The sequence below is a fragment of the Ruegeria atlantica genome (assembly GCF_013032505.1).
GTDB lineage: Bacteria > Pseudomonadota > Alphaproteobacteria > Rhodobacterales > Rhodobacteraceae > Ruegeria > Ruegeria atlantica_F.
In genome coordinates this window covers 53,033-79,493 of record NZ_WQCG01000011.1, presented here as the reverse complement: position 1 = coordinate 79,493, position 26,461 = coordinate 53,033, and the positions used below count along the sequence as shown (strand labels likewise).

13 protein-coding genes are annotated in these 26,461 nt (G+C 58.5%); 11 read left to right on the top strand and 2 right to left on the bottom strand.

The genetic code is table 11. The annotated features are described in order from the left end of the window. Positions 1-710 precede the first annotated feature (710 nt). From GOW92_RS23225 to GOW92_RS23210, 4 genes are all read left to right on the top strand, one after another. Positions 711-2,450, top strand: a complete 1,740-nt coding sequence (locus GOW92_RS23225; protein ID WP_170565733.1) for a hypothetical protein — start codon at positions 711-713, stop codon at positions 2,448-2,450. 235 nt (positions 2,451-2,685) lie between these two features. After that, positions 2,686-5,961 (top strand): hypothetical protein, encoded by a 3,276-nt coding sequence (locus GOW92_RS23220; RefSeq protein WP_170565730.1) that lies wholly within the window; start codon positions 2,686-2,688, stop codon positions 5,959-5,961. Between the two features lies 1 nt (position 5,962). Next, entirely contained in the window at positions 5,963-8,164 is a 2,202-nt protein-coding gene (locus tag GOW92_RS23215) for an SAM-dependent methyltransferase (protein WP_170565727.1), read from the top strand. Positions 8,165-8,177: 13 nt separating this feature from the next. Continuing rightward, on the top strand, positions 8,178-8,849 hold the full coding sequence (locus tag GOW92_RS23210; protein WP_170565724.1) for a streptomycin biosynthesis enzyme StrG: 672 nt from the start codon (positions 8,178-8,180) through the stop codon (positions 8,847-8,849). Between the two features lie 284 nt (positions 8,850-9,133). Here the strand turns inward: GOW92_RS23210 and GOW92_RS23205 are convergent, their stop codons facing one another. Next, positions 9,134-9,400, bottom strand: a complete 267-nt coding sequence (locus tag GOW92_RS23205; RefSeq protein ID WP_170565721.1) for a Txe/YoeB family addiction module toxin — start codon at positions 9,398-9,400, stop codon at positions 9,134-9,136. Next, a complete protein-coding gene (locus GOW92_RS23200) occupies positions 9,397-9,648 on the bottom strand; it encodes a type II toxin-antitoxin system Phd/YefM family antitoxin (RefSeq protein WP_170565718.1) in 252 nt (83 codons plus the stop codon). Before GOW92_RS23200 ends, GOW92_RS23205 begins: the two co-directional genes overlap by 4 nt. Positions 9,649-10,775: 1,127 nt before the next feature. Here GOW92_RS23200 and GOW92_RS23195 point away from each other — a divergent pair. The 7 genes from GOW92_RS23195 (at position 10,776) to GOW92_RS23165 (ending at position 26,249) form a co-directional block, all read left to right on the top strand. Further along, positions 10,776-10,982, top strand: coding sequence for a hypothetical protein (locus GOW92_RS23195; RefSeq protein WP_170565715.1), 207 nt, complete (start codon positions 10,776-10,778; stop codon positions 10,980-10,982). Positions 10,983-11,146: 164 nt separating this feature from the next. After that, entirely contained in the window at positions 11,147-11,368 is a 222-nt protein-coding gene (locus GOW92_RS23190) for a hypothetical protein (protein ID WP_170565712.1), read from the top strand. 146 nt (positions 11,369-11,514) lie between these two features. Next, positions 11,515-11,907, top strand: a complete 393-nt coding sequence (locus GOW92_RS23185; protein ID WP_170565709.1) for a hypothetical protein — start codon at positions 11,515-11,517, stop codon at positions 11,905-11,907. A gap of 434 nt (positions 11,908-12,341) precedes the next feature. Beyond that, positions 12,342-23,861 carry an AAA family ATPase gene (locus GOW92_RS25225; RefSeq protein WP_170565706.1) on the top strand — a complete coding sequence of 3,840 codons (11,520 nt, stop codon included), beginning with the start codon at positions 12,342-12,344 and terminating at the stop codon, positions 23,859-23,861. A gap of 272 nt (positions 23,862-24,133) precedes the next feature. After that, positions 24,134-24,469, top strand: a complete 336-nt coding sequence (locus tag GOW92_RS23175; protein WP_170565703.1) for a helix-turn-helix domain-containing protein — start codon at positions 24,134-24,136, stop codon at positions 24,467-24,469. Continuing rightward, complete coding sequence (locus GOW92_RS23170; RefSeq protein WP_170565701.1) at positions 24,466-25,770, top strand: type II toxin-antitoxin system HipA family toxin; 1,305 nt, start codon at positions 24,466-24,468, stop codon at positions 25,768-25,770. The genes GOW92_RS23175 and GOW92_RS23170 overlap by 4 nt, the downstream gene beginning before the upstream one ends. A gap of 53 nt (positions 25,771-25,823) precedes the next feature. Then, positions 25,824-26,249 carry an imm11 family protein gene (locus tag GOW92_RS23165; protein WP_170565698.1) on the top strand — a complete coding sequence of 142 codons (426 nt, stop codon included), beginning with the start codon at positions 25,824-25,826 and terminating at the stop codon, positions 26,247-26,249. Positions 26,250-26,461: the final 212 nt, after the last annotated feature.

The following is a 26,461-nucleotide window of genomic DNA, read 5'->3' as shown; positions in this document are numbered from 1 at the left end:
CCTGCGGAAATCAATTAAACATGATAAGGGATACTTATCGCGTGTAAATGGGGCGATCCGATCCCGGGCCGGAGATGCGCATTTTTGGCCTTTTTTGCGTGTTGTGGCGCCAAGGACCTGATTTGATGCATCCGTCCGGGATGTGTTGTCATTGTGCCCTTAATTGCTGGACGCTTGCTTTAAAAAGTTGAGCAAAATCAGTGTTTGATTGTGCCTTTAATTTCTGGACTGTATCATTAATTTTCGGATTGTGCCCGTAATTCCTGGACGGTGTATCTTGGGGAAAAGCTGTGTTGCAGTCAGATGTGAACAAGGCAATTGCCCCTTATATTCCTGCGACTCGTAAATGTGTGATCACTTCGCGGTGACCTGTGGATATCCGGACATTAAGGGTACAAAGCCTCAAGATTCCGCCTCCAAGATGTCTGCGTCCGGGAATTAAGGGCACAGTGACAGCTACCATCATTTACTGGTTATGAGTCCTGAGCTTGATAAAAACTAAAAAAACAACCACAGGTTGTTGACTTGAAAAGTCCCAATGCGGTTGAATGTTAGCGAACCATTAATTTTTAGTTATTGGAGGTTCAACATTGGGCGACGCCACATACCTTGTGAAAGTCACCAACTCAACCGGCGCATCAATCCAGACTCTGCTGCCGAATGCCGCATTCAACCCTGACAGTTCGGACAAAGGCATCCAGGTTTATGGTGTGAAAGAAGAGGTGCTTCAAACAACAGGCGGCGCCTATTGTTTCGATCCCGGTGGATCGGAGCAGTACCTGTTGAAAAGAAAATATACCGATTCTATGGGCAAAACGCAGGACGCATTAATCTATGACTTGATCTTCGCAACAGCGGATTTCGCGCTTCCGATCTTGAACAAGTCGGTCATGCAAGATTTTACCACCAATCAACTTCCCGACGTGACGGTGACTTCGGACGAAAAAAACAACATGCAAAAGGCCAACACTTTTTACCAGCAAGTGCAGGTCTATCCCAATTCGCAAATGGTCAAAAATTATCAAGCGGCGTTAACGGCTGCAGAAGGCGACGCAAGGTCCACAGCCAGTTCCACTGGCGGTGATATTCAAAAAACAGAAGATTCCATCGACCAACGCGTCGCAGCGTTTTTTGCTACAACGAAGAATTTCCAGGGGCTGACGTTGAGCGATGTTGTGGCGATACAGAACTACTACGCTAGTTTTCCCTTTGGATGGGCGAGTTTTAAGTCAAAACAATATTGGCTGTATTCTTCCGACGGATCGACGTCGTCTTTTGTCGGTCGCATCACGATGACCCCGCCCAGCACGGTCGACCTTAGCAAGCCTAACGGCGGGTATTCGATTTATCTGCAAACGGCAAAAAACCCGACGGACACCAGCACGGTCGATGTGAACGATAAGCAGATCGCGTTGACCTATGTGGACAGCATGTTTGTGGATGATCCAAACACAGATGTGCCGAAAATCGGGCTGAAGGGTATTTTTCGCCTGAAAAGTCAGGTTACGGGCGCCATGGACACGGATGACCCGACCGATGATGTGATCATGTCATTTCTGACTGGAACTGTTTACGGTGCCACCTGTTTGGGGCTGGACGGCGCCCACACCACCGAAAACCCAGACGAGCAACAAAGCGACAGGTTTTGGAACACTTTGTTCCATCCCAAAACATCGCAACAGGTGTTTCAGTCCATCATGGAAATCGGCGGCGCATTGATGATGCTGCATTTCGCTGTGACATCGTTGGTGGGGGCGAAGAAATGGCTGAAAGAGAAATTCGCCCAGGGTAAATCCAAAGGTGAAGCAAATCCAAAAGACAGTGATCTGGAAAGTAACCTGAGCAAAGAGCTGGACGATTTGAAAGCCGAACAAAACGCTCTTATGGACGAATTGTTCAAACGGCTGGAAACGAAAGATATCCCTGATCCGCCCAAAGATTTGGACGCCGCCGCCTCCGAAGTGGCCACCCAAACCGACATCCTGTCTGCCAATGTGCAAGCGGGCAATATGGAATGCAGTATTGACTCCGTCGCGATCCAAATGGGCGATGCGTTGGAAGACTTGGGTACTGAGATTTCCGCTAAGACTATGGAGAACTTGGAATATTCCGCGACGGAGCTCAAAGGTGTCAGCGACAAAATCAACAATGATCTTGATGACGCAGCAAGCAGGAAAATCACACCTGAAGAGTTGGCATCAGACATGTCCAGCATCAATTCTGGTGATTTCAAATCCGCGACTAGTGGCGCTGAAGCTGTATCCAAAGAACTGAATACAGAGATTGCGAGCAAACAAACCAGAGCTTTGGAAGAGGCTACGGAAAACGCCAGTGCCGTGCAGGAAGAAGCCGACAACGTCGAAAAGGCGAATGAGCAAGCGGAAGAGGAAGCCTCGGGCGAAAATATGTCAGACGACGGTGAAGGTCTGCCGTTCGGCGATGCAGCATAGCGCTGAAATGCTGAAATAGGGATCAACTAAAATGCCTCCTCCCCCTCCTTTCGGAACCATGGCGCGAGTTATCGCCGGCCTCAAATTCCGATTCTCGACACGCAAAATTTTTGGTCGTTGGGCCAACGCTGCGTTCGACATCCGCAGAACCCTGATTCCTGCGTTGCGTGAAGCGAGTGTGACAGAGAAATTAAGGATCAGGGATTTTTCCAAACTCGACCATGTTCGCCAATTGATGGCCGACGTGGACGGAATGCGCGTTGACCCAGACGCCTACTGGTTTCCAGAATATTTCGCATACGAGCAACAAGGAACCCTTCGTTATTTGGGCGGGGGTGGTGCTGATCCAGAGGTCATAACGTTAGAAGAGGCGTTTGATTATCAGATGAACGGTGTCATGAAGGTGGCCACGGGATCGTCAACCACGTTGGACGGAGCGCTGGCATCGGCAGAAGCAGTGCGCGAGGCATTGGGTGCCGTGGATTGTGTGCATTTGTTCACGGCGATGGGTCCCGATGTTTGGCCCAGAACGGACGCCACATATTTTGGCGAATTACTGAGCCGTAATATCGCATCAGAGGCTGGTCTTGTGTTGGCGAGATCATGTCGCAACGAAGCGACCTTGTTGAACAAATCTCTGGTCGAAGTAACTGGATGTTCCCATTCTTATGGCAACTATCCTGACAACATGGCACGTGAATTGTTTGATCCCAGATGCGTTGCTTACGATCTCGACATCCAATTTGCGGGTCTCAGTCTGGGTGAAAACTTTGCCCCGTTTGTAGAGGCGAAATGCGCCATGGCCGGGCGTATCAGCAGCGTCAGATCAGGATTTGATATCCTCGAAGAATTCGCCGTAGGGTTCGCTAAGGGTCAATATGCCGTTTCAGCAACCGATGTGCGTTTGAAATCAGACATCTTTAAAGATGCCTCTGGCCACACGCTGGCGGGTCTTGCGCGGGCCTTAAAAGAAGAACACGGCATAACAGACCTGAAAAGCTTGGCTGTGTTCATTAACGAAAACTACACCACCCGCCCTGGCGACATGCGGTGGGAAGCTGACCTGTTTGATGGATCAGGTCAATATGTCGTGACCCCGCGCGGAGGCAAGGAATACACCGTCGAGGCCTGGGTCAACGCCATGGATCCATCGGTTGAGGCCATGCACGAACGCGTCAAGGATGCTTTGGCGGCTCAAGCGAAGCAGTTGAACGAACTCAACGAAATCAGCGGTGGAAAACTGACGGACATTCAGGAATGGGCTACGCAATTGGAAGAAATTGCTGGCATCGTGGATGCTGAACCCGTGGTTTCATTGTTTGATACTGTAAAGATCGCCTCGGCTCGGTCGACCGCACTGAAAATCGATATGGCGGGTGGGTATGAAAGTATCAGCGGCAGCCTGACCAAACAGCAACAAGAAAGCTACGAAAGCTTCGCTCGCACGTCAGAGGCGGCGGCGAAGTTGGTTGAGGAACAAGAGGCCAAAGTCAACGAAATTCAAGAGAGTTACGAGCCAGAAGAATACCGCAGGCAAACAAACCGGCCTGCGCATCTCAAGCACTGGTCTCAATTCGGACACAAAGACCGCATGAAGGGAAGTAAAATGCCTCGTAATACCTACACTTTGACGATCGATAACCAACTCAACAGCGCGGTTTCGCTGATGAAGTTGACGCTGGCCAAAGGGGCGTCCGCTTCTAGCCCCAACAGTCTGTACCCGATTATGACAAAGGTGCAGGACATTGATGGCTTCGCGACGGTGAAATACCATCCTACAGAGGTCTACGAATATCTACAGATCGTCGATCAATCGTCGCAAAGCCCCTATGCCACAACGGTGTTTGACGGCATACTATCTGACACATCATCGGTAATTGTGAACCAGGGTTCAGTCAAGGCGTTCAATGCAGCCTTTGCCTTCTACAAACAGTATAAGGCGCAACCTTACGGGGCCACGTCAATCGAAGTGAACAACATCCTTTTGAACAACCCCGTTTCACAGCAAAAGGATCTGCTGAAGAAGTGGTTCAATACCAACAATTTTGGTTTTGACTACGAAATGTGGGCAGGCGTCAGCAGTTGGGCCGAAACAAACCAAAACGCCTGGATCGGCACTTATTACATTTACAAAACTGCCAAACCGCAGTCCTTCATTCCACTGGTTCTACCAAAAGACCTGCAAGGTAAAATCACCATTGCTGCCGACAGCATCAATTGGGAAAAAGTAACAGGCGCAGACCCCAACACCGGCGATCCCATCTTTGGCGCGCCAACCGCACTGGATTTTGAAATGCATGTCGCGCTGCAATCCCCCGGCGCGACTGAAACGAGCGGTTTGATGCTGCACGGTGTTTTGCAGGACATGCAATTGCACAATGGCAGCGATGCATTCGACATGTTCTTTATGGGCAAAATCGCTGGTGATGATTACATTGTCCAACCTTATGAGGTGCCAACAGTTGTATGGTGGGAATCTGCGTATAACTTGGCCTATGTCACCTTCACCGGAATCAATATCCTTATGATGGCGCATACGGCCATCGCTCTGGCGAAATCGGTTCCAGATGTCTTCAATTCCATCGCTGGCGCCGGATCGAAACTGGTGGAGGCCGTCCGCAACGATATCAGCAAACTGTCTGACTGGATCAACCAGAAAATGGACGCGGTGTCCGAAGACGTGGGTGATCTGGAAAATATCAATATCGACATCGACATCGATGTGGATGTGGACACCGACGTCGACACCGATGTGGACACCGATGTTGACACAGATGTGGACACGTACGTCGATATCGACATCGATGTCGATATCGATTCCGATTTTGTGGTGATCGCTGACATTGATGTGGACGTGGACATTGACGTGGATTCCGTTGTCGACAATGTCGTCGATAACGTTGTCGATGTGGTGACAGATGTGGACACCGACACCGATATCGATATCGATACCGATATTGACGTCGGTGGGTCAGATTTCCTGAATCTGGTGCAGGACGTGGGCAAATCCATTTGGGCCGACAAGGCAGCGATCGGTAAATTCCTCCTGAAAAATGTCGCGATTATGGGCGGTATGTATGCAGCCCAAAAATTACTGGGCGCTTGGGGCAAGAAGGCCAATAAATCCTATGACGATAGCAATCCACAGGTGGCGGCACCGCTGGGCATGTTGATCAATTATATGGTGAACCCCGCAAACAGCACCGAAGAACGCTGGAACACCTTTTCCAGGTGGGCCGAGCAGGGTGCCACCTTGGGGCAGCAGAACATGGTTGCCGCCGGGATACTTTCCATCAAAAATGCGGATGCAGACAAGGCGTTAAAGGACTGGCGTTGGTCATCAGACGATGAATACGCAGCGGAAAGTGCGATGGCCGCTTCCAAAGGGGCTGATCAGTACAAAGCTTATCTGACGCTTGCCAAGTACACCTACGACAAAAAACCGCTGCCGGTCAAAGTGGCTGCGACTGTTGTGGTGAACTACACCAACAAATTGAAAAAGGCGGCTTGAGATGCGGAATTATTGCATAACCGAACAAGCCCACAAGGAAGCCTGGGAAGATCTGGCTGGCCAAATCGCGGCGCAAAGATCGACGGTATCTGACACGGTTGACGTAGCACCAAATTCAAAACCAGGGTCGTTGACGATCCTGGGAACGGGGATCGAGGCCATCGGTGTATCGATTGGTGACAAAATGCTGATTGAGCGTGCGGACAAAGTTCTTTATTGCGTCGCCGATCCTGTGACGGTGACTTGGCTGAACCAAATCCGGCCTGATGCGCTTGATCTTTACGTTCTCTATGGTGAGGACAAGGTGCGCTATACTACCTACATGCAAATGGCAGAGGCGCAGCTGTATTGGGTGCGCCAGGGGTTGAACGTAGTGGTATTGTTTTATGGCCACCCCGGGGTGTTCGTTTTATCGACCCACCGTGCCATTATGCTGGCGCGCCGGGAGGGGCACAAAGCAGTTATGAAAGCGGCAGTATCGGCATTGGACACCTTGTGCGCCGATCTGGGGGTTGATCCTTCCAATCCGGGCCTACAGACTTATGAGGCGACCGAAGCTCTTTTGCGCAAACGCCCCGTTGATACTTGCGTGAATGTGGTGTTGTGGCAGGTCGGCTTGATCGGTGAAAATGGTTATCGGCGGCTTGGATATCTGAACAACAATTTTTCCTATTTCGTGTCGTGGCTCCAAGATATTTACGGCCCAGATTACGCGGTGACCAATTATATTGGCGCGCGATACCCCACGTTGGATCCTGTCATTGATGTCTATCAATTGTCTGATCTGCATGATCCCGATGTGCAGGCCAAAATAACAGGGTTGTCGACCTTATATATCCCACCGAAAGAAGTAGCGGTGACAGATCGCAAAGTTGCGATGGATTTGAATATGCTGCGCGCAGGTCAGGATATTATCCCGCCAAAAGGACCGCTGCGCCAAATTGGAAAATACAAGGCGCGGGAAATGAAGGCATTTGACTCTTTTGCATCCTTCAAAATACCGCAGTCATATAACTTTCAGCCGGAAACAGAGGCCAGCAAGTTCATGATCGCCTTGCGGATGGAACCTGATCTGCAACGTGTCTATGAAAAAGACCCTCATGCAGCCTTGGCCGATCCACGTTTCGCGGGCCTGTCTGCACGCGAACGTTCTCTGCTGGCTACGCGCGATTCTGGCGCCATTCAAGTCGCGTGCAAAGGCATCTATGCCCGGGATGAGAAGACAGAGGCCGCGGTGCGCGCTTTGCTGGTTAACCGACAGCTTAGTGCGACAATTATCCAAGCCATCGCAGGCGCGGGTGCGCCGGAAGCGCGCGAACGGGTCTCGGAGATTTTAGCCCAGAATGATTACGTCATCAATTGGCGATATGCGCGCAAGTCGTTGGACGTGTTATGGCGCATGAACCTTGATCCCTGGACGGGCGTTTACGTCTGCGACGGTGACGAAGTGTCCGTCGTAATTTTAGGCAATATTTCCCAACAAAGGAACAGTCTGGTCTATGTGAATGGGCACCTCGCGCGCGAGTTCAGCTATCATCAAGGGGTGCTTAAATTTAGGGCGTCTGATGAAAACCCTTACGTGGGCTATCTGCGCCCAGATATTTCCCCACATGGGCGACGGCGTATTATTGGCAAAGTTTGGCATCATGAGGCGCCCGCCCCCGACAGCGCGCCGATCGTTGCCAAAGAAGTGGATCCGAACCGTAGGAAGTTGAATGCAATGGCTTACCAACTGCGGCAGACCAAAGATCTGTCCGCGATTGAGGGCACATATACGGTACGCACAAACGGGCGGTTCCGCAGATGCGTAAATGAACTGCGTGTGGATCAGTCTGGGGTGCGGCTTAACGATACCCCGGTTGATGAATGGTCTTATGACGGTGGCCGATTGTCATGGCGTGGGGGACATCAGGAATTGGCCGCTGCGGATATCACGTTGCTGACGGATCCCCTGGCGCGCACCCTAGAGTTTTTCGGCAGAGCTTCGGAAGAAAAGGCAGAAAAACCTGTCAAATGCTATGGTGCGCGTGTTCAGGATACCTTTGACTATCACGGTCCCGAAATCGCGGATTGGGCCGCGCGGCACTTAACCCAAATCGTAGAAGCGAACCAAAAAACTGGAGGGTTGTTGTTCTGGCACAAATGGGAAAAGCACAATTTCACAAGCCAGGTGACGAACAAAATTGTCGCAACTTTGGCGTGATTGGACGGCACCTATGTCCCGCCCATTGGCCAATTATGGACCAGCACCACATATCCCAAATGCGGTGATTTTGGAATATGATACCGACAAGTACCCGTTCAAACGGGTGCTTGAAACTCATGTCTTTCGTGTGCCTGATCTGGCACAATTGCATACCTTCTGGATGTGTCAGACAGATCGCAAAAAGCTGGATTATTACGACAACATGAAACTGCGCAGTTTGATGCAAAAGCTGCCCGATGACGCGCTGTTTTACCGGGTATACCATGCTTGGGTTGAACAACAAATTGCACCCTTTTATCGAAACCGGATCAGTTATTCGCATCATCCCAAGATGCGTGTTCACCTGTCAGGTACGGGAACGGTCAGCGATTTTCATCGAGATGCTGATGTGACCAAACGCCCAGAACAAATCAATATTTACTTGCCCTTCACTGACGTTCGCGACGGCGCAACTCTGTGGTGCGAACGGGATTACGGATCGTCTGAATTTGTGCCTTTGAACCTTCGGTACGGCGAAGCATTGTTGTGGGATGGGGGGTATCTGTCCCACGGGACAAAATTCAATGATACTGACGCCACGCGCGTAAGTTGCGATCTGAGGTTTCATGCCATTGATATGAAGATTGTTGATCCACCCTGGAGCCGAATTTTATCGGGGCGTGAAAAAGTAATAGAAATCTAAGGTCCGTTGACGTTCACTTGAGCCATAGGACGGTTACCTTGCGAACGCTGAAGAAACACTATGATGCCCTTGGGTCATATCTCCACACACCGACTCTCGCTCAAATCGAGCAGGGCAAGAACCTTAACTACAACAAGCCCCGTCGTCGCTGCGCACAAACTGTCGATGCTTTGGAGATCGCCCCAACCTCTAAGTGTAGCTGCTTGAGATCACAACCGATTGCCTGCTGAAGCCGAGAAGTCGACCCAAGAGATGCTTGAGCGAAAACAGCATGGTGTCGACGATCAATAGTGGAATCGCAGTTGTGCGAGCTCCAAAGCTTGACTATTCCCTTTGCCAGACACCCTGTAGACCATACGATCTTCCTTTGTGATCCTACGCGACCACCATCCACTGAGGTCGCCCTTAAGCGGTTCAGGTTTACCGACACCTTGAAAGGGCGTTCGCATTGTCTGCTTGATCATGTCGTTGATGCGCTGGTGCGTCTTTGGATCGGAGGCTTGCCAATGGAGATAGTCTTCCCAGGCTTGGTCCGAGAAAACTAACTTCACTCGATGAGATCTCGCTCTTCACCAGTGCCAGCATCCAGCTGGGCGATAGATGCACGCAAGCGTGACGCGTTGTTTGGCGTCGACAAAAGATGCATTGTCTCCTGAATCGAATTCCAGGTATCCAGCGAAACCATGACCACCGATTCGCGGTTTTTACGTGTGACAACGATTTCTTCAGCATCACGGATCACACGATCCATGACACTCTTCAACTCTTTCCGAGCGTCGGTGTACGTCAGAACATCCATAATTTTGTTTCCATCGCTACTGTACAATATATCGTACATATAGACCTCTTTGTCAATGCCACGCTCGCGCGGCCCTTGACATGCGAGGCCCGGCAGAAGCAGAGCACCACGCCGCTGCCTGGAGCAGATGTCCTCTGTTTGTGCTTCATTTCTGTTGGGAGTGCTTGCGGGCAGCCTGCAAAACTTTTGCGCCCAGCAAGCTGGCAACTGCACTGTCCTTGCCCCGTCGTCTGAGCTCTGCCTGCCCGTCAGCACACTCCCGCAACGGTTCGGGCGGAGAGCTCAGGAGAAAAAAACAATGAACAGCAACTCAACCGCCTATGAGCAAATCCGGCGGTCACATGGTGTCCTGTAGCAAGGCGGGGCAGAGCGCCCCGCATCGCCAACAGGACTGGGCGCTTCGCTGAGAACGATCGCAAAAGCGACCGTCGCCGGGGGTTACCCACAGGCTGACGCTCCAACTATTGGCAGTCTCCGCTTACAGCCTGCTGCGGCGGTCGAACGATTACAGGGTTTCCGGCAAGATTGCCGAAAACCCTTTCTCCTAAAGTCGAAATCGCGACCGCTGGATAACCCCCGGGCTCGCAAACGGGGAGGGCTTCGCCTAGTTCAAACCGTTGATTAAAGGAACAGGCTGATTGCTTTCTGCAAGTGAATTCGAAGCGGCAGGTCACGGGCAAATCCCGAGCCTTCAGCTCGGGACCGTGTGCTACGCTTCGGCTTTTGCAAAAGACAGAAGAGATCCGCGCGGGGCGCGCGGCTCACATTAAATTTGGTCGGGGCCGGCGATCAACGCGCGTGCCGCGCGCTCACCCCGGCCCCGGCTCGTCAGTAATGATCACAGCATCCCGCTTTAGCGGGATGCTGTGCAGCTTTTCCCCGGCGTCAGGGGGGCGACGCGCTCGCTTAGGTGAATCAGCCGCGCCCCACAACCGGCGCTTGCGCCGGTCCTTCGCTTTGCTGCGGCCCCAAAGGGTGTGGGGCGCGTCGGATTCACCTCACGACCTCTTTTTGTCGCCCCCCCTCCTTCGCGGGGAAAAACGCGGAGGGGTGCGGGGGGAGAGGACAGGCCAGCAGGCCGTTTCCGTGGCCTGCTGTGTTCAAACCGACAGCCAGAGGAGACGAACATGGCTCACTTCACGATCACCATTCCCGTCAAGGGCAAGGACGACGTCACACGCTACCGCCGGGTCGGCGTCCTCTTCGAAAACCACAACCGGGACACCGGCGAGGTGTTCTACACGATCAAGCTCGATTTCCCGGTGGGTGTGACCGAGATGGTCGCCTTTCCGCCCAGGCCGAAGGAGGACCAAGACCCGAGTGGTCAAATCTGAGGAAGGAGGTGACGACGGGGGCGGCTCAAGGCCGCCCCGACCGTTTAGACGGCCGGGCATCCGGCGTTGCCGGATCGGAGCCCCCGGGCTCCGGTGTTCAGCAGAGGGATGAACCGGGCGGAGACGAGTGCTTAGGCTGCCACACCATCACGAAAGGTAAGGACATGGCTACATATCGCATCAGATCGTCAGGACTGGTGAATACACCGGGCCTTATTGCCCGGGCCATCAATGGCTACGCATTTTCCAAAGATCGCGACGCAATGGTGAACGTCATTTCAGGCACGTTTCCAGAGCTTCCCAAACCTGCAGTCAGGCAGCTTTTGTCCAAGGCCGTGCCTTACACGCTCGAGGATGAAACGGTCGTGTTCAGCGTGGACGAATAGCCCGGTTTCGAAGATCAGGAGGAGCAAGACAATGGCAATGAAGATCGAACCAGTATCGGAAGTTTTCTGCCCTCGTTGCGACGGGTATGGCGTCATGGATGACGGTTGTTCGACCTGCCAGAAATGCGCGGGCACCGGATATGTGTGTGACCCAAAAAACGACTTTGAAAAGGAGCAGGGCAGGGCCGCGGCGCGCGGCGCCACTGGTCAAGACCTGGAAACTCGCGGACGATCTGGAAGCTGCCAAGGGCGATCCGAGGCAGACCGCGCGTGTGATCGGGGAAACCATCGGAACGATTGATGTCTCCGATCTGGCGACCAAGGCCGATATTGCCGACGTGAAAGGCGATATTGGCGCGCTCGATACGAAGATCGCCAGCGTTGCGACGACACTTGACGCCAAGATCGATACCGTTGCCGCGACATTGAAGGCGGAGATCGCCCAGTCGACCAACAGGGCGATTTACACGCTGGGCGGGCTTGTGGGTGTTCTGTTCATCGTTGATCGTGTCATCGCGTTGTTTGGTGTCGGCAACTGACCGGTCTTTTGATTGTTGCCCAGTTGACGCCGTCCCCATGGGGCGGCGTTTTTCATTTCCGGCCGAGAGTCGAAGAGGCCAGGTTCGCAGTGGATCTGGCAGATCAGGATAGTTGCGGGATACCCGGTCGCACGGTTCGGTGCGTTTGAGCCTTCCTTGCCGGTTGCGGCTTGTCGGCTGTTCGGGATTGAGGTGCCCCCATGGTCCTTTGCGTTTCGGGTCGTATCCGCGACGTGTCCGCTCTGTCCGCCGCTCCAGCCGCGTGAGTGTCTCTGAGCAGGAAGGCCGGAAGGGCCGTTATCCGCAGATGCAGCGATGTGAGCGTTAGCGAACTAAGCAAAATCTCAAAGGCACGATTATACGAAAAAATTGTAAATTTTTTCGTAACCTGTATCCTATCGGCAAATCCGGAAACAGTTTTCACCTCAAACCCCATGCCGTCGCCGCATCACAACGTCCGCATCATCTCCCGAAGCAAAGGCCGCAGCGCCGTTGCCGCAGCCGCGTACCGGCATGCAACGCAGATGTGCGAGAGAGGGGTTAAAACCAACGATTACAGCCAGAAACAGTCAGAGCTGATGCATTCCGAGGTTGCGATTCCAGCCTATGCCCCGAAATGGGTACAGGATGCATTCGGACAGGCGGCCTTCGAACAGGCGCTGGCAGAGGTTCTGGCTGAAGCGACAGAGACCGGGGTTGCGCTTTCGGAAGATCGCGCCGCCCGCGCGGCCTGGGTGAAGATTTCCGAGCGTCTCTGGAACGTGGTCGATGAAGGTGAGGATCGGCTGAACAAGTTTCCTTACAAGGCGCAACTGGCGCGTTCGTTGATACTTGCGCTGCCCCGAATGCTGAGCCGGCAGGCCCAGATCGCATTGGTGCGGGGATATGTTAAGGACATGTTCACCTCGCAGGGCATGATCGCGGACTGGGTTTTGCACGACACGGGCGATGGCAATCCGCATGCGCATGTGATGCTTACGATGCGCGATCTCGGGGAAACGGATTGGGGTCTCAAGAACCGGTCCTGGAACGCGACATCGTTTCTGGTGACGCAACGCAAAACCTGGGCAGAACACGCCAACCTGATGCTGGAGCGTGAGGGGTTTGCGGAACGGATTGATCACCGCTCGCTGCGGCAGCAGGAGCTTGAGCTGGACCCGGAAGGGTATAATCCGCATGTGGCGGAGCATGCGGAACGGGCGGGGAAAAAGCCCCGCGAAAAGCTGCGTTGTGCGGAAGTGCGCAAACGGAACCAAGCTTATCTGCGCGCGCATCCGGATCAAATTCTTGCGGTTGTGCAGGCGGGCCGCGTGGTGTTTGGCGAAGATCATGTGCGGGCGGCTTTCGCAAAGCGCCTGGGGCTTGCGCTGGACGCGTATGGAGGTGAGCTGGACCGGCTGGTGGAGACGGCAATGTCATCACCCGACCTGCTGCCGGCGGCGGTCGGGGAAGATGCGGACCAGGAGCGGCTTTACATCACGGTGGCGAAGGCGCGAATGGCGCAGCGTCTGGCCCGGGATGCACATGTATTGAGCGAAGAGAGACTTGCGCCCGTGGCCGGTGGTGATCCAGTCGGAAAGGTGGAAGCTGAGCGGGATCCTGTCGAGAACGGCACGGGGCCGATTGCAGTTTCGGATGCGATTGAGACTGGCACAGGCCCGATCGTGGTGGACATAGCAAGTTGGACACGGCGTGAAGGAGATGACGACGGGCGAGGACATGCGACGGATGATGGCGGTTCTGCCGGTGACAGCGCGGCGCGGGGTCGTGGCCCTGTTACGATGCCTTTCAGGGCGTTGGGCCCGTCCGTCGCGGCAGTTCGGGAAGCGCTGAACGATCGGGCCGAAGATCTGTTCCGGACGGTGTTCGGAGAGCCGGTGCGACCGGGTGCGCGGGAATGGCGGGCGCAAAAAAGCAGTGCGGTTGCGATGCAGATGCAGGGGCCGTCGCGGGGCCTGTGGATGGATCACGGCGCGGGGACGGGCGGCGATCTGCTGGACCTGGTGGCAAAGGCGTTCTGCGGGCTGGAATCAGCGCGGTCGGATTTCCCGAAAGTGCTGGGAGAGGCGGCGCGGTATGTGGGGATTGCGACTGACCGGCCTGTCGATGAGACGGTGCTGCTGGCGCGGGCGGCGGAGCGTGAACAAGCTGCCGAGGAGGCCGAGAAACGCGAGACTGCGCGGCGCGCGGCGCTGGTCAAGGAATTGGTGGGACGGGCGATGCCCATCGCAGAAACGCCAGCTGCAGCCTACCTGGCGTCCCGGGGGGTCACGGAGCTGCCGGCTGCGGGGTTGGGCTACCTGCCGCCGGTGCCGGGCGTGCCGGTTTTGGGCCCGGAGCATTCTGCGCTGGTGGTCTGGGCGGTGGATGAGACGGGGGCGATCACGGGCGGGCAGCGCATTCTGGTGAACCCGGATGGGTCGAAAGCCGAGGTGGATGTCAGGAAGCCGTCCTTCGCGACAATCGGCGGTGCCCCGGCGCGGTTTCCGGCCCGGGATGGCACGCAAGATGGTCCGCTGGTAATCGCCGAAGGTCCCGAGAGTGCGCTGTCGATCTGGCAGGCGACCGGGTATGAGACCTGGGCGGTGTTCGGCGTGTCGGGGTTTGAGGCAGCGCCGATCCCATTGGCCCGCGAGGTGATCCTTGCGCCGGATCGGGATGCGCCGGACAGCCCGGCAGGGCGGGCGTTCCGCAAGGCGGTGGCGCATCATCTGGCCCGGGGATGTGACTTGCGGATCGCGGCTGCACCGGAACCGGTTGGCTCGAAGCGGGATCTGAACGACACGCTGATGCGGCAAGACGGTGGCGCTGCTGCAGTGCGCGCGGCCATTGCGGCGGCCCGTCCGGTGCGCGCGTATCTCTCGCCGGATCTGAACGATGGCCAGCGGGCGGCGGCGGAGACCATGTTGGGCCCAGAGCGTCTTGTGCTGGTGACGGGTCATGCGGGTGTCGGCAAGACATTCACGCTCAGAGAGGCGGCGCGGGTCTGGCGGGAGCGCGGGGTGCAGGTGCTTGCGGGGGCGCCCTCGGGAAAGGCGACACAGGAACTGGCAGGGATTCCGGGGGTGGAAGCGGCCACATTGTCGGCTTGGGAGGCTCGCTGGGCGCGGGGCGAATTGCCGGATGTGGGTAATTTCGTGTTTTTCATGGACGAGGCCGGGATGGTGGGTCTCGGGCAGTGGTCGCGATTGCAGGCACAGATCGAGACGCTAGGTGGCAGTCTGCGCGGGCTGGGTGACCGGGAGCAGTTGCAGCCGGTGAATGACATGTCGGGCTGGGCGGTAGCTGAGCGGCAGGTTCTGGCTGCTGGTGGTACGATCCCGGTGATTGACCTGGTGATCCGGCAGCGGAGCGAGGGTGACAAGGAAGCAACGGCGGAACTGGCGCGGGGAGACGAGGCCGGCATTCGTGCGGGGCTCCGGCATTACGTGAAGACGGGGGCGCTCAAGCTGGATGCGCAGACCCTGGAGGATCCGGTTGGGGAAATTGCCCGCTCTTATTTTATGACACCAGCGGAAGCGGCTGGTCGTGAACTTCCCCTGTACAAGCGTCGCCCGGAAGAACCTGACCCGGTGATCGATCGTTGGGACCGGTTTGGCCCTGTGCCGGGCCGGGCGCTGGCGCATTACGTCTCCGCGCCGGGGCGGATCGCGCTGGCCTATACCAACAGCGATGTGGAGGAGCTGAACGCGGCAATTCGGGAGGAGGCGGTAAAGCGCGGGTTGCTGGACAGTACGGGTTCACGGGCGTTTGTGATCGAGCGGGTCGAGCGCAGCGTTGAAGATGATGAGCCGGTTGCCATGCGAAAGCGGGTGGAGATCGACATCGGGGCCGGGGATCGGATCATGCTGACGCGACCGCACCGGGAGTTGAATTTACCCCGCTCGGGATTCGGCACGGTGGTGTCGGTATCAGAGGCCGGGTTCGACGTGCTCATGGATGGCCGGGAAGAGGCGGTGAAGATCGATGCGCGCGACTTTCGGTATTTCGATTACGGATATGCGGCGACAATCCACAAAAGCCAGGGCATGACGGAAGCGGAGGTGCTGCTACTGTTGCACAGGTTCATGGACCGCTATGCGACGAACGTGGCGCTGACGCGGCACAAGGACAAGGTGACAGTGTACGGGCGCGAGAACCATTGCGAAAAAGTGAAGGACTTTTACAGGCTCGGGCTTCGGCGCGGTCGGGATTACGAGGCATCGGAGACGGGGCGGAAACTCGGCTCCATGGTGCCGCTGCCATCGGATAAAGACATTCGGGCCCGGGCGGACTGGGCAATTCAGGGGGCTGACGAGGTTTCCCGGCATCACTCGTTCCTGAGCGACCGGCATCTCGTGGCGGTGGCGACCCGGGTGGCAGGGCTGTTGTCGGCGGATCATGCCGATAACGATCCGCTGCTCTCTGTGGAGGTGGAAGATCCCAATGGCTACGCTGATGACCCGCAACGTGTGATCAACGATCTTGTCACGCGGCAGGGTGTGGTGCGGGCGGATGAAGTGGCGTCTGTCCTGTCGCGGCTGGTCTCCGATCCCGAAACCTTCCAGCGGTTGCTCCGCGAGGCGATGAGTCATCCCGAACTGGTGGCGCTGCCTGCGGGTGGCCGGGTCGGGGAAAAAGCGGATCCGTGGGTCTACACGACGGAGCGTCTTCTTAAGGCGGAACTGGCCGCCGCGGACCAGGGGATGCGGCTGGCTGTTCGCGGGACAGCCGAAAGCCCCTCCCATGAGAAGGACAGTGGCAACCTGCCGGTAAGCTTGCCGACCGATCTGCCAGACCTGACGCCGGAGCAGCGGGGGGCGGTCATTTCCACGCTTTCGCCGGGTGGGTTGAAGATCGTGCGCGGAGGAACGGGTTCCGGCAAGACCCGTGTGGCAGCTGCGGTGGCGCGGGCGCACGAGGACAGGGGACGTGTTGTCACGGTGGTCAGCCCCACGCAAGCGGGGTGCAAGGCCTTGCTTGAAGAAGGCGTCGAGGCCCTCACGCTGGGCGACTTCTTCGCAGAGCCCGTATTTGGATCAAGGCAGGGCGAGCCAGAGCGCGTTGTCATTCTCGATGATGCGCATGGGTTGGGCATCGGGCGGGCGGATGTGCTGCTGGCGCGGGTCGCAGTGACGGGGGCAAAGCTGGTGGCGCTGGTCAATCCCGATCGGCGTCCCTCGGAGGCCGGGCCGGTGTTCAACGTACTGGCAAATCGACTGTCGGCTTCAAACCGAAAATTTGCCACAAACCATATGGACACAGCGGAGCTGACCGGTCTGCATGGGGTGGAAAGTGAAGCGCTGTTGACGCTGGCGCAGGGGCTGCGGTCCAGCGACCGGACGATGTGCCGGTTGGTTTTGCGGCAGGCAGGTGAGGCGGGCGTGATCCAGGCCGCTGGTGACAGGGAGGGAGCGCTTGCCAGGATCGCGCGGGCTTACGTGGCGGATCGCAGCCCGGACAAGCTGGCGCTTGCATGGGGCCGTGCGGAGACGCAAGCCCTGACGGACGCCATCCGGGCCCGGCTGGACAAGGTCGATCTCGAACGCCGTGCTTTCCGGGCCGCCGAACACGGGCCGTTGACAGATCTCAAACCGGGGGATCGCATTCGGTTCACGTCCAGCGGGGTGTTTGGAGGTCCGGCGCTGGGGGCCGGACCGCTGTCGGCAGACAGTCCGGGTCCACAGACCGATCGTATCCAGCGCGGCGATACAGCCGAGGTGCTTGGTCCAGGCAAGCATGGATCGCTCCGGTTGCGGGTCACAGGTGCCCTCAAACCGGATGTCAGCTTCAATGTGCGGGAAATCACGGTTGCCGCCGCAGGTCCGTTACCACGGTGGCAGTTCGCCTTCGCCTCGACAATCATGGCGGCGGCGGGACGGCGGCATGAGAGCATCCACCTGTTGGGCAGCGGCGGCATGGACCGGGAGGTGTTGACCGCCGGCGCGCTAACCGCGCGGCGCACGCTCGACGTGGTCATGCCCGTAGAAGAAAACAGGCTGGATGATGTGCTCGGCAAGATCGCGGGTCGGGAACGACCGCCGCGCAGCGGGCTGGACCATGGGTTTGCTTCGGAGAAATCCATACGGATGGCACTGGATGCCATGCCGTCCGCCTCGGATAATCGTGTTGCCGCGCAGGCGCTTGCGCCGGCCCCGGGTCCTGATGAGCCGGATATGGACCACGCGAAACTGGCGCGGCTGACGCAGGTTCCGAAGGTTTCCCTGAGTGCCGCGCAGCTGCGGGCGGCGAACGCGGATTTCCTCAGGAACACTCCCGATCAGATTCTGGCTATCATTCAAACGGACAAGCCTGTCTTCACGGAAGGAGATGTGCAGCGGGGTTTGCGGGAGCGTCTGGGTCATGTTGTGGGGGAGGCGGATATTCGGTCGCTTGCGGCTCAGGTGATGAGGTCGGACGACCTGATCGCGCTCAAGACCCGGGCCCCGGATGGTGCCCGGCAATATGTGACGGTGGCGCGGGCGGCGGTGATGCGGCAATGCGAAGAGGATGCAAGCAGGCTGGCGACCGGGGTCTTCAAGCCGGGCCAGTCACAGGTGGTTCGCCCGGATGTGCTGGCCAGCCTGAACCCGGTGCAGCGGGCGGCGGCGGAGGCCATGCTGGGTCCGGAGCGCCTGGTGCTGGTGCAGGGCCATGCGGGTGTGGGCAAAACCTATACGTTGGGCAAGGTGGCGCGGGGCTGGCAGGAGCGGGGTGTGACAGTACTGGCAGGCGCCCCCTCGGGCAAAGCCAGGGATGAGTTGGCGGCCAGTCTCAAGGGCGTCGGGACCCGGACACTGGCGGCATGGGAAGCGGCCTGGGCGCGTGGAGAGGTGCCACCGCAGGGAAAATTTGTCTTCATTATGGACGAAGCCGGTATGGTGGGCGTCGGGCAATGGTCGCGCATCCAGCGGCAAGTTGCGGCGATGGGGGGCAAGCTGATCGCAATGGGCGATCCGGACCAGTTTCAGCCGGTCTCGGACCTGCCGGGCTGGGCGGTGGCGGAACAGGCTGTGGGCCAGAGCGTGGTCATGGACACGGTGGTACGGCAGAAAGTTCGTATGGACCGGGAGGCGACGGAAGCGCTGGCGCGGGGTGGAGAGGGTGTTGGCGCTGCGCTGAGGTATTACGCTAAGAGAGGCGCGATAAAACTGGACCCGGAGGTGCGGGCTGATCCGATCGGGGCGATTGCGCGGGACTACTGGGATGGGAATGGCAGCCGGATCGCAGTGGCGGCGACGAACCGGGACGTGGCTCATCTCAATGACGCGATCCGGCTCAACGGGCTTGAACAGGGGGCTGTCCTTGCTTCAACCGTTCGGCGCTACGGTACGATCACGCGGGTCTTTACGGGTGTCGAGGGTGGCAGGGAACAGGCCACGATACCTTTGGACCTGGGCGTGGGTGAGCGGATCATATTAACGAAGGCGCATTTCGATCTGGGCCTGTCACGATCGAGCTTCGGTACGGTGGTGGCGACACGGGAGCGGGAGATCGACGTTGTGTTTGACGGCGACCTCTCCAACCCGGTGACGCTCGATCTCGAGGAATTCCGGGATCTGGATTACGGCTATGCGGCGACGGTCCACAAGGCGCAGGGTCTGAGCGTCGATCAGGTCCGGGTTCTGCCCCACCGGTGCATGCACCGTCATGCGCTCTACGTGGCGCTGTCGCGGCACGAGGACAAGGTGACAGTGTACGGGCGCGCGGGCCACGCGGAAAGCCTGACCGATCTGATCCGCATGGGCCAGGCGGCGGGGTATCTCGATTTGGATCCCGATGATGTGTGGAGCTTCGGCAACGCCCCCTCCGCAGGGATGGTGCCGGGGGCAGACATTGTCGGTCTGGGAGCCCGTGCGGACTGGCAGGCGCAAGGGGCTGACCTGACGCGGGCCGATGGCCTGGCCGGCTTTGCGGGGGATGCGGAGCTGATGGCGGTGGCGGAGCGCCATGTTGGCCTGCTGGCGGCGGACTATCGAAAGGGCGATCCCGTTCTGAACCCGGACCTGGAGGACAGGCGGGGTTATGCGCGCTTCCCGCGCCGGGTGGTGGATGACGTGGTGGCGCGCAACTCGGTGCTTCGGGCCGAGGACGTGGCGACCCGGCTGGCACGGGTGGTGCGGGAGCCGGAGACCTTCCTGCGGCTTTACCGAGCGGCGCTGACCCATCCCGATCTGGTGATGCTGTCCGAGGGTGGCTCGACGGCAGGCAGCGCTGCGAAACCGGGCCGCGAAGATCGTGGCCGGGTCTATACGACGCGGGACCAGCTCAGGCTGGAACTCGATGCGGTGGACCTGGGCGCGCGGCTGGCGCTGGCCCCGGTGCCGGAGCGCGCGCCAAAGCCCACGCTTGCGGAGCTTGCGAAACGTGACCGGGACCTCAGGGCGCGGCTGGAGCAGGAGATGCCCGTGGAGCATCGCGCGGCTCTGGAACATGCCATGGCTCCGGGCCGCTTGCGGCTCATTCGCGGGGAGGCGGGCAGCGGCAAGACAGAAGTTGCGGCGGAGACGGCGGCGCTGCATGAACAGGCGGGCTGGCAGGTTCTGACAGTCACGCCAACCGGGGTCGGGCTGGAGGCGTTGGAGCAGGCCGGGGTTGAAAAGTCCCGAACCCTGCATCGCTTCATGGCGGAGACGGCCGTGAAGAACTCCGTCCCGGGTGAGGGGGAAAAACCGCGTGTGCAGCTCGATCCCACGACCGTGGTGGTTCTGAATGAAGCGGGTCGTCTCGGCGGGCGGGAGATGGCCGAACTTCTGAAGCGGGTCGAAAGCAGCGGCGCGAAGCTGGTGGCGTTCCTGGGGGGCGAGGAACAAGCCCCGGTGGCGGCAGGGGCTGTGACCCGTGCGCTGGAGGTGCGGGTGGGATCGGCCTGGCTGGGGTGCGACCGGTTGCGGGACGCGGGAAGTGCCATGGTTTTGTCGGGTCTCGTCGCGGGTGGTGCGGTGGCGCAAGAATCCCTGGACGTGCTTTCGGACACGGGCTCGGTGGTGGCGGGGGGTGATGCGCGGCGCGTCATCGATGTGCTGGCCGACAGTTATGTCGCCGATGCCAATCCGGACAAGATCGCGTTGAGCTGGGGGCGGGCGGATGCAAACGCAGTGACGGCGGCGATCCGGGCGAAGCTGGATCTTGTTGATCCCGCGCGCGCGGAGTTCGAAGCGGATGCGGAGCTCAAACCGGGGGATCGTATCCGCTTCCTGATATCCTCTCCCTGGGTGCCCCCGGCGGAACGGGACAAGGGCTGGGAGGCCCGGCAAGTGCGGGCCGGGGAACGGGCCGAAGTGGTCGACGGTGACGAAAAGTCAGGTGGTCTTGTCCTGCGTATTGCGGCGCGTGGGGGATCGGAAACCCGCGATGTGGTGTTCCCCCCTGAAACGGATCTCCCCAAATGGGAGTTCGCCTTTGCCGGCACGATCCATGGTGAGGGCGCATTGGTGCGCGACAACGTGCATCTCTTGGTTTCCCCGGGCATGTCCCGGCAGGTTCTGGCGGCGGGTGTCGCGGCGCATGGCCGCGATATCAAACTGGTGGTGCCATCCTCGCAGGTGCGTACGGGCGAGATGCTGAGCCGGATCGTGCGGCGCGAGGGGCGCGCGGAAAGCGTACTGGATTACGGGTTCGATCCCAGCTTCAGCGCGCGCGAGGCGATGCGGGGGCGGAGCGTCGAGATCGGTTCCGGTGAGCAAGATGCGGCTGGCAAGACGACTCCAAATGCGGCGATCGAGCGCGCCATTGACCGGCTTTCCAGCCTGGCGGGCATCAAGCGGGCCGGAAACACGCCGGCGTTGGGGCAGGGGCTTGAAGGTGAGGTTCTGGCGGAGGTGATCGGCGCGGCGATCCTGCGGGACGGGCAGGCGCCCGAAGGAGACGACCGCTTGGCGATGGAACGCTACGTGCGGTCCTTGAGCGATGGTCGTCACTGGCGTCGGCTTCTGCGACAGGTCCCCGCCGATCTGCCGCGCCAGGCAGATGATCTGGCGCGACGCGAGGCCGGTGTGGATGGCGCGTCCCGGCTGCTGGCTCCGGCGCGGGTTCTGGCGCGTGGTGCGCTGACGGCGCGGGCGCTTGGCGAGGAGCGGATTGCTGTGATGTTCGAGGCGGGACTTGCGCTTTATGGCCAGCGCGCGGAGATGGCGCGCGTTCATGCCCGGGTTGAGGAACTGGTGCCGGAGCGGGTTGATGCGGTGCCGGCACAGGAGCTGCCGGACCCGAAGGATCGGCCGGAAACGCCGGAACAGAAACGGCAAAGACGGCACCGGGAATGGGCGCGGACCCGGCGGCGGGCACGCGGGCGCCGACGCGGCCTTTTGAGCGAGATCTTGGCCGGGGTGCACGCGTCCGACGAGCAGGTGGCGCGGATGGCGCTGGAGGTCTGGGGGATTTCTGACCGACCGCGCCGGCGGGCACGGACCATGGCTTATGCCTGGGAAGTCGAGGCCCTTCGCAAACAACAATCGGCTGCAGCCAGGCAGGACCAGGAGGAGGCAATCCAGACCGATGATCCGCAGCGCGCGCCCAGCGAGATGCGGCACGAGGAACAGCACGCAGATCCCCCGAAACCTGCCGACTACAGAAGATTGGCAATCGAGCTGTCCGACCGGCTGCGTGCGGAGAGTGACCGGTCCAATATGCCGGTGCCGGTAAACATGGAAGATCGGCTGGGCCACCTGCTTGAGCGGGCTGACACGTTGGGCGGCCCCTGGCGCAAACCGGGCGCTCGGTCGCTGGATGATCTGGCGGGCCGCATCGCGTCCCTGTCCGGGTTGGCGGGGCAGGACAAGGCGCTGGCTGAAGCAGTCGGCAGGGTGTTTGGCGCGCGACCGGGCACCGGGGAACGGGAACAGCCATTGGCCGATGGATCGGATGCGGCGAGGGTTGCTTCTGATCCTGACCGGGATGTCGAATACCCGCCGGTGGATTGGGATGCAATCATGGCGAAGGGAGAGGCGGACCTGGCCGAGGCGCAGCTTCAGATGGAGAAGGCAAGCCGTCTTGAAGACATGGAGGACAACGTGGAGGAAGCTGTGGTCGGGGACCCGCAGGGCAAGCCTATGAATGCGCCGCAGATCGAAATGGACCTCCCGGAGCCAGCCTCGAAACATGCGGCAGCTAGTGCGCCGGATTCACGCTATGACGGACGGGCACTGCAACTGGCCTGTGCGATCACTGAGCGGGTGGATGCGCGGGATCCGGTGCATCGGCGCGAGCTTGTAACGGATATCCGGGTGCTTCTGAAGGCGGCGGATGCGGCGGCACCGACGCTGTCCGCGGACAAGGTGGCAGAAACCACGCAAGACTTGACCGCCGCCCGGGTGGCGCTGGATGCGAAACTGGCGCTGGCGGCCGGGCTCGATGGCGAGAAGTTCAATAAGCCCTTGTTCCTGCGCAATGTCGGACAGCGCAATCCCGACCCGCGGCGGATGCATCCGCTGGGATATGCAAACCGCGAGGCGAAGGAAGCTTATGACCGGGATGTCGAGGGCCGGGTTCAGCGTGCATTGTCCGCGGCCCCCGAACCGACGCATGCGGAACTGTCCGTAGCACGGATCGGTCTTTTGCCAGACCTGCCGGACCAGAGCGCAGATCTCGTGGCAGCGATGAAATACGTCTTTCTGGAAGGCTCGCTCAGGGCGGTGGATGACCTGATGAGGGAGCGCGAAGCGTTGCTCACAGAGATCGCCGATATGACGGAAAGCCCGAAAAAGAGCGAGGGTATTCTGGAGCGGGTGTTCCGGACCTTTACGCATAAGGAAGTGTTTGCTCTGACGCGCACCGACAAGTCGTTGCCGGGCACCGTACCAGCCCTGGACGACAATCGTCGCATCGCGGTGGCGCAGGGGCTGGCCACAATCACCGAAACAGGCGGGCGCACCTTTGGCTTATACGCATGGGGCTATGCCGCCCAATCGCTGGAAGACGGGTTGCATCCGGAACGCGCGCGCTCGCGGTCGCGCGGCCTGGGTATGAGCATGTGAGGCGTGGGCATCTGTGAGAAACGCGGGATAAGTGCGTCCAAAACGACGCTGGCTTCGGTCATGTCAAAATTTTGCGACACAACTCTCCCAATAGCACAGGATCGTGATATCTTGAATAGCATAAACAAGCCATATTCGGCCTTTTAGCGATGGAGATACCATTTAAAAGTCCACATGTGGCCTATTGACAATCTATATAGTAATAGGTCATATACGACCTATAATACGCCAAAGAAAGACTTAACCGGCATTATACGACCCTTTAGAACAACATGGCGACGTCAAAACAAATAGAGCAAGAAATCGGGCAACGTCTCGCGCGCCTGCGCCTCGCCCGAAACGTGACGCAGGCCACCCTTGCCGAAAGGGCAGGCATCGGCGTGCGCACATTGCGTCGCCTTGAGGCGGGCGAACCCTCGACCTTAGACACCTTTCTTCGTGTTGCAACGGCGCTTGAACTCGAAGATGCCATCCTCTCTTCGCTGCCCGAAGGAAACATTCGGCCCATTGAACGCGTTTCAAGGAAGGGGAGCGAGCGCAAGAGGGCCAGCCCTTCGTCGGAACGCGCGGCAAAATCAACATGGACATGGGGTGACGAGACCAGATGACTGACGCGACTGTGATGCTATGGGGTCGGCGGATCGGCGCCGCGAGCTGGGACGAGGCACGTTCGCTCGGCGTCTTTCAATACGATCCGGAGTTCGTGGGTGCAGGTATCGAGGTCGCCCCTTTGAAAATGCTGGCACGGGAAGCTCCCTATGAGTTTCCTGCCCTTCGAAGGGAGACTTTTAAGGGACTGCCGGGCATGCTGGCCGACGCGCTACCGGACAAGTTCGGCAACCGGTTGATCGATGCTTGGCTTGCCGAAACGGGCCGAAGCGCAGACCGGTTTAGCCCGGTTGATCGGCTTTGCTACATAGGCAACCGAGGGATCGGGGCATTGGAATTCGAGCCTACTGTCCGCAAAGCAACGCGCTCGAAGAAGCTGGAATTAGCCCAACTGGTGGACTTGGCCAACAGGGTATTGGACGAGCGTGAGAACCTCGTCGGCAAGCTCGGGGGTGAGGACGACGCTGGGGCGCTGGAAGACATTTTGAGCGTCGGGACCTCCGCAGGGGGCGCGCGCGCCAAGGCCGTGCTCGCCTGGAACAGGGAAACCGGCGAGTTCAGGTCCGGGCAAGTTCAGGTTGACGAGGGGTACGAGCACTGGCTCTTGAAGTTCGACGGCGTGTCTAACAACCGTGACAAGGAGCTCGCCGATCCCCAAGGCTTCGGAAAGATCGAGTACGCGTATCACCTGATGGCGACAGAGGCGGGCATCGACATGTCGGAATGCAGGCTTCACCACGAAGGTGGACGAAGCCACTTCATGACCCGCCGGTTCGACCGGGATGGACGGGGGCGCAAGCTTCACATGCAGTCTCTTGGAGCGATACAGCACTTCGATTTCAACGACCCGGCCTCCTATTCCTACGAGCAGGCGATCTTGACGATCAGGGATCTTGGACTTGGGATGGACGTCGTGGAGCAACAATATAAGCGCGCCGTCTTCAATGTCGTGGCTCGTAACCAGGATGACCACGTGAAGAACATCTCTTTCCTCATGGACCGGTCCGGATCTTGGCGACTATCACCAGCTTACGACGTGGCTTACTCCTTTAACCCCCGAGGTTCCTGGACCCGCGATCACCAGATGAGCTTGGCAGGAAAGCGAAACGATTTCACCCATGACGACCTTATGGTCTTTGCCTCGAATGCGGGCTTAAAGCCCGCTAGGGCAAAGCAGGCAATTGAGGAGATTGTGGCCTCCGTCGAGAAATGGAACGAGCATGCAGAGAAGGCGGAAATAGAGCCGTCGGACGTCAGCCGGATCAAAAGAACCTTTCGCCTAGGCGTGGGCGGCACGTAGCAATGGCAGCCAACTAGATGAGAACGTGAATCGAGGTTTCGCGGACGCGCACCTTGACCGACGAATCTGACAGCTGGAAGCGCGGTGACATCCTGACCAAGGAGCCGGTTGGCGACATTTGGTATTTCAATACGTATCCCGAATACGTCGGACCGCCATTTATGAGCGGTGGTGGATATCCTCTGGTCTCTGAATTAGCCAAATCTGTTCTTGAACGGTTTGATCTGGGAGAAACGGTATTTCATCCCTTAACCCTGATGTATTCCCACGAAACCCGGCTCTCAACACCCGAGCCGTACTACTTCCTGAATGTGTGCAACAAACGCTCCATGGGTAATTATGAAGCGCTTGGACCAGAAGATGGGCCAGCAAGCGCGCCTCTAAATTGCCGAGGTGGTGGTGTAAGATATCTACCCATAAGCGGACAAGAAAAAGAGCTTGTCGTTGTTCCAGAAGCGCTGGCTGGACCCGATATCTGACTGGACCCGAAGGTGCCTAAGCTGTTGTTCCTGTCCGACCAACTCGTAACCGGCCTCAATGAGGCTGGGATGGATAAGGGCTGGGGGTTTGTTCGGGTCTCCGTCGGCACCCTCTAAACAAAACAAATGGCATTGCCAACTTGTTTGGAAGCGGTTGAAAACCGTCGGGTTTGCTTCCGTTAGGCGTTGTTCCATCCGCCTCGGACAGGCTC